Origin of the sequence: Streptomyces xanthophaeus (genome assembly GCF_000725805.1) — a bacterium.
In the GTDB taxonomy this organism is placed as follows: domain Bacteria; phylum Actinomycetota; class Actinomycetes; order Streptomycetales; family Streptomycetaceae; genus Streptomyces; species Streptomyces xanthophaeus.
Genome location: NZ_JOFT01000076.1, coordinates 1 through 6,123 on the forward strand (window position 1 = coordinate 1; position 6,123 = coordinate 6,123).

Below are 6,123 nucleotides of genomic sequence, written 5' to 3' on the forward strand. Positions count from 1 at the left end.
GCGACCTCGACCTGCTGCGCCCGATCTACTCCCAGACCGCCGCCTACGGCCACTTCGGCCGCGAGCTGCCCGACTTCACCTGGGAGCGCACCGACCGCGCCGACGCCCTGCGCAAGGCGGTGGGCGAGGGCTGACCGGCGCCCGAGCGGGCGGCGGGCGGACCCCCTAGGGGCCCCTCGCCGCCGCTCCCTGCCGACCGCCCCGCCGACCGAGTCGTCATGTGCCCGGTACCGGCCAGAACGTTCCGCCCCGAGGTTCAAGGAGCACTTCCCGTGCGTATCGTCGTGACCGGGTCGATAGCGACCGACCATCTGATGGTGTTTCCCGGATGCTTCGCCGAGCAGCTCCTCAAGGAGCAGTTGGAGCGGGTCTCCCTGTCGTTCCTCGCCGACCGGCTTGAGGTGCACCGAGGCGGCGTCGCCGCCAACATCTCCTTCGGCCTCGGCAAGCTGGGCCTCGACCCCGTCCTGGTCGGCGCGGCAGGCGTGGACTTCGCCGAGTACGACGCGTGGCTGCGGGCGCACGGCGTGGACACGTCGGTGGTCCGGGTCAGCGAGACCCTGCACACCGCGCGTTTCATGTGCACCACCGACCAGGACCAGAACCAGATCGCCACCTTCTACGCCGGAGCCATGGCCGAGGCCCCCCGGATCGACCTGGCCGGCATCGCCGCCCGCATCGGCGAGCCCTCGCTCGTCCTGGTCGGCGCCGACGACCCCGCGGCCATGCTGCGGCACACCGCCACCGCCCACCGCCTCGGCTTCCCCGTCGCCGCAGACCCCTCCCAGCAGCTGGCCCGACTCGACCGCGAGCAGGCCCGCCAGCTCGTCGACGGAGCACGCTGGCTGTTCACCAACGAGTACGAGGCCGCGCTCCTGCAGGAACGCACCGGCTGGGGCGAGCAGGACATCCTCGACCGCGTCGGCACCTGGATCACCACGCTGGGCGAGGAAGGCGTGAGCCTGGCCCGCTCCGGCGAACCCCGGCTGCACGTCCCGGCCGCACCCACCGACAAGATCGCCGACCCCACGGGCGCGGGCGACGCCTTCCGCGCAGGCTTCCTCGCGGGCCTCGCCTGGGAACTGCCGACCGAGCAGGCCGCCCAGCTCGGCTGCGCCCTGGCCACCACCGTCCTGGAGTCGGTCGGCACGCAGGAGTACAAGCTGCTCGCCTCCGACCTGGTCACCCGCCTCGACACGACGTACGGCCACGAGGTGGCCCGCAGCGTCGCGCCGTATCTGGCAGGCGTGTCATGAGCACCGCCCAGCGCGACCGGGTGGCAGCGCTCCGCGAGGCGCTCGCCACCCGGGTGGTGGTGTCCGACGGAGCCATGGGCACGATGCTCCAGGAGCAGGACCCGACCCTGGAGGACTTCCAGCAGCTGGAGGGCTGCAACGAGGTCCTCAACGCCACCCGTCCCGACATCGTCCGCTCCGTCCACCAGGCGTACTTCGACGCGGGCGTGGACATGGTGGAGACCAACACCTTCGGCGCCAACGCCACCGCGATGTCCGAGTACGACATCCCCGACCGCATCGTCGAGCTGTCGGAGTCCGGCGCCCGGATCGCCCGCGAGGTGGCCGACGAGTTCACCGCGCGCACCGGACAGCAGCGCTGGGTCCTCGGCTCGATAGGCCCCGGCACCAAGCTGCCCACCCTCGGCCACATCTCCTACGACCTGATCCGCGACGGCTACCAGCAGAACGCCGAGGGCCTGATCGCAGGCGGCTCGGACGCACTGATCGTGGAGACCTCGCAGGACCTGCTGCAGACCAAGGCGGCCGTGATCGGCGCCCGCAAGGCCCTCGAAGCGACCGGCGTCGACCTGCCGGTCCTGGTGTCGCTCGCCTTCGAGACCACCGGCGTGATGCTGGTCGGTTCCGAGATCGGCGCCGCGCTGACCGCGCTGGAGCCGCTGGGCATCGACATGATCGGCCTCAACTGCTCGACCGGCCCCGCCGAGATGAACGAGCACCTGCGCTACCTGGCCCGCCACTCCCGCATCCCGCTGCTGTGCATGCCCAACGCGGGCCTGCCCGTGCTCACCAAGAACGGCGCGCACTTCCCGCTGGGCCCCGAGGGCCTGGCCGACGCGCAGCAGGACTTCGTCACCGGCTACGGCCTGTCGCTGATCGGCGGCTGCTGCGGCACCACCCCCGCGCACATGCGCGAGGTCGTGGAACGCGTGCGCGGCCTGACCCCCACCCCGCGCACGCCGCAGGCCGAGCCGGGCGCGGCCTCGATCTACCAGACGGTGCCGTTCCGCCAGGACAGCGCGTACATGGCGATCGGCGAGCGCACCAACGCCAACGGTTCGAAGAAGTTCCGCGACGCCATGCTGGAAGCGCGCTGGGACGACTGCGTGGAGATCGCGCGCGACCAGATCCGCGAAGGCGCGCACATGCTCGACCTGTGCATCGACTACGTCGGCCGCGACGGCGTCGCCGACATGGAGGAACTGGCCGGCCGTTTCGCCACCGCCTCCACCCTCCCGATCGTCCTGGACTCCACCGAGGTCGAGGTGATCCGGGCGGGCCTGGAGAAGCTCGGCGGCCGCGCCGTCATCAACTCGGTCAACTTCGAGGACGGCGACGGACCCGAGTCGCGCTTCGCGAAGGTCACCAAGCTGGCCCAGGAGCACGGCGCCGCACTGATCGCGCTGACCATCGACGAGGAGGGCCAGGCCCGCACCGTCGAGAAGAAGGTCGAGATCGCCCAGCGGCTGATCGCCGAGCTGACGGGCAACTGGGGCATCCGCGAGGAGGACATCCTCGTCGACACCCTGACCTTCACCATCTGCACCGGCCAGGAGGAGTCCCGGGGCGACGGCATCGCCACCATCGAGGCGATCCGCGAGCTCAAGCGCCGCCACCGTGCTCAACTCCGTCTTCCTCGACGAGTGCGTCAAGGCGGGCCTGGACTCCGCGATCGTGCACGCCTCCAAGATCCTGCCCATCGCGCGTCTGGACGAGGAGCAGGTCCAGGTCGCCCTCGACCTGATCTACGACCGCCGCGCCGAGGGCTACGACCCGCTGCAGAAGCTGATGGCCCTCTTCGAGGGCGCCACCACCCAGTCCCTGAAGGCGGGCCGCGCCGAGGAACTGGCCGCGCTGCCGCTGGACGAGCGGCTCCAGCGCCGGATCATCGACGGCGAGAAGAAGGGCCTGGAGGCCGACCTCGACGAGGCCCTCCAGATCCGGCCGGCCCTGGAGATCGTCAACAACACCCTCCTGGAGGGCATGAAGGTCGTCGGCGAGCTCTTCGGCTCCGGCCAGATGCAGCTCCCGTTCGTCCTCCAGTCCGCCGAGGTCATGAAGACCGCTACAACGTCGTCAACATCGGCATCAAGCAGCCGGTCTCGGCGATCCTCGAAGCGGCCGAGCAGCACAACGCCGACATCATCGGCATGTCGGGTCTCCTCGTGAAGTCCACCGTGATCATGAAGGAGAACCTGGCGGAGCTGAACGCCCGCGGCCTGGCCGAGCGCTTCCCGGTCATCCTCGGCGGCGCCGCCCTCACCCGTGCCTACGTCGAGCAGGACCTCCACGACCTGTACCAGGGCGAGGTCCGCTACGCCCGCGACGCCTTCGAGGGCCTGCGCCTGATGGACGCCCTGATGGGGGTCAAGCGGGGCGTGCCGGGCGCGACCCTGCCCGAGCTGAAGCAGCGCCGCGTCCGCCCGGTCGCCAAGCTGGCCGTCGAGGAACGCCCCGTACGGGAGGGCAGCATCCGCTCGGACGTGGCCACCGACAACAAGGTGCCCGTGCCCCCCTTCTGGGGCGACCGCGTGGTCAAGGGCATCCCGCTCAAGGAGTACGCCTCCTGGCTGGACGAGGACGCCCTGTTCAAGGGCCAGTGGGGACTCAAGCCGGCCCGCAAGGGCGACGGACCGTCCTACGAGGAACTCGTCGAGACCGAGGGCCGGCCGCGGCTGCGCGGCTGGCTGGACCGGCTGCAGACCGACAACCTCCTCGAAGCGGCCGTCGTGCACGGCTACTACCGCAGCGTCTCCAAGGGCGACGACCTGATCCTCCTGGACGAGCTGGGCGGCGAACGCACCCGCTTCACCTTCCCCCGCCAGGACCGCGGCCGCCACCTGTGCCTGGCCGACTTCTTCCGCCCGGAGGAGTCCGGCGAGGTGGACGTGGTCGGCCTCCAGGTCGTCACGGTCGGCTCGCGGATCGGCGAGGTCACCGCGGAACTCTTCGCGGCCGACTCCTACCGCGACTACCTCGAACTGCACGGCCTGTCCGTGCAGCTGGCCGAGGCGCTCGCCGAGTACTGGCACGCCCGGGTCCGCGCCGAACTGGGCATCGGCGGCGACGACCCGAGCGACCTGCACGGCATGTTCCGCACCGAGTACCAGGGCTGCCGCTACTCGCTCGGCTACCCCGCCTGCCCGGACCTGGAGGACCGCGCCAAGATCGCCGGCCTGCTGCAGCCCGAGCGGATCGGCGTCCACCTCTCCGAGGAGTTCCAGCTGCACCCCGAGCAGTCCACCGACGCCATCGTCGTCCACCACCCCGAGGCCAACTACTTCAACGCGGGAGGCCGCTCATGACGACCTTCTCCTTCGAGTTCTTCCCGCCGAAGACGGCCAACGGGGAACGCACCCTGTGGGAGGCGATCCGCCGCATCGAACCCCTGCGGCCGGACTTCGTGTCCGTCACCTACGGGGCGGGCGGCTCGTCCCGCGAGCGGACGGTGGAGGTCACCCGGCGCATCGCCGCCGAGACGACCCTGCGCCCCGTCGCGCACCTGACCGCGGTCGGCCACTCGGTGGCCGAGCTGCGCCAGATCATCGGCCACTACGCGGACGCGGGCATCCGCGACGTCCTGGTGCTGCGCGGCGATCCGCCGGGCGACCCCAAGGGCCCCTGGACGCCCCACCCGCAGGGCTTCCGGTACGCCTACGAACTCGTCGAGCTGGTCCGCTCACTGGGTGACTTCAGGATCGGGGTGGCGGCCTTCCCCGAGCGCCACCCCCGCTCGCCCGACTGGGACACCGACATCCGGCACTTCGTCGCCAAGTGCCGTGCGGGCGCCGACTACGCGATCACGCAGATGTTCTTCCGCGTGGAGGACTACCTGCGGCTGCGGGACCGGGTCGCCGCCGCGGGCTGCGACATCCCGATCATCCCCGAGATCATGCCCGCCACCGATCACCGGCAGATCGCCCGCTTCGCCGAGCTCTCCGACGCCACCTTCCCGGCCGTCCTCGCGGACCGCCTGTACGCGGCCCGGGACAACGCCGCCGACGGGTACCGCGTCGGCGTCGAGTACGCCAGCGACATGGCCGAGTGGCTCCTCGCCGAGGGCGCGCCCGGCCTGCACTACATCACGCTCAACAAGTCCACGGCGGCCCTGGACATCCACCGCAACGTACTGGCCTCTCCGAGTTCAAGGATCCTCAATGTCTGCTGAGTTCACCGATTACAAGGTCGCCGACATCTCCCTGGCCGAGTTCGGCCGCAAGGAGATCACCCTCGCCGAGCACGAGATGCCCGGCCTGATGGCGATCCGGGCGGAGTACGCCAAGACGCAGCCCCTCGCCGGCGCCCGTGTCACCGGCTCCCTGCACATGACCGTCCAGACCGCCGTCCTCATCGAGACCCTGGTCGCCCTGGGCGCCGAGGTCCGCTGGGTCTCCTGCAACATCTACTCCACCCAGGACCACGCCGCCGCCGCGATCGCCGCCGCGGGCATCCCGGTCTTCGCCTGGAAGGGCGAGACGCTGGAGGAGTACTGGTGGTGCACGGAGCAGGCGCTGACCTGGCCCGGGCACGACGGCCCGAACCTGATCCTCGACGACGGCGGCGACGCCACCCTCCTGGTCCACAAGGGTGTCGAGTACCTCAAGACCGGTGTGCTGCCCGAGGCCGAGAACGAGGAGCTGGCCGTCGTACGGTCGCTGCTGGAGAACAGCCCCATCGACTGGGTGAAGCTCGCGGCCGACATCCGCGGTGTCTCCGAGGAGACCACCACCGGTGTCCACCGCCTCTACGAGATGCAGCGCGAGGGCAGCCTGCTCTTCCCGGCGATCAACGTGAACGACGCCGTCACCAAGTCGAAGTTCGACAACAAGTACGGCTGCCGCCACTCCCTGATCGACGGCATCAACCG

General features: G+C 70.6%; 4 protein-coding genes and 1 pseudogene. All 5 read left to right on the top strand.

The window, feature by feature from the left end:
• The coding region (locus tag IO30_RS43915; RefSeq protein WP_167347291.1) for a methionine adenosyltransferase domain-containing protein at nt 1-134 on the top strand (134 nt) is incomplete at its 5' end.
• A gap of 138 nt (nt 135-272) precedes the next feature.
• Nucleotides 273-1,256, top strand: coding sequence for a carbohydrate kinase family protein (locus tag IO30_RS0128900; RefSeq protein ID WP_031147748.1), 984 nt, complete (start codon nt 273-275; stop codon nt 1,254-1,256).
• Nucleotides 1,253-4,561 (top strand): annotated as a pseudogene (locus tag IO30_RS40995) (homocysteine S-methyltransferase family protein). The gene IO30_RS0128900 and the pseudogene IO30_RS40995 overlap by 4 nt, the downstream one beginning before the upstream one ends.
• Nucleotides 4,558-5,424: a methylenetetrahydrofolate reductase [NAD(P)H] gene (gene metF, locus IO30_RS0128910; RefSeq protein WP_031147750.1), complete on the top strand. Its 867-nt coding sequence runs from the start codon at nt 4,558-4,560 to the stop codon at nt 5,422-5,424. The pseudogene IO30_RS40995 and the gene metF overlap by 4 nt, the downstream one beginning before the upstream one ends.
• Nucleotides 5,414-6,123 (top strand): adenosylhomocysteinase (locus IO30_RS0128915; protein WP_031147752.1); only part of this gene is annotated, 710 nt, incomplete at its 3' end. The genes metF and IO30_RS0128915, both read left to right, overlap by 11 nt.

Bases quoted from the DNA above. Each gene is read 5' to 3' on its own strand.
- metF (WP_031147750.1), top strand. From the start codon at position 4,558: ATGACGACCTTCTCCTTCGAGTTCTTCCCGCCGAAGACGGCCAACGGG.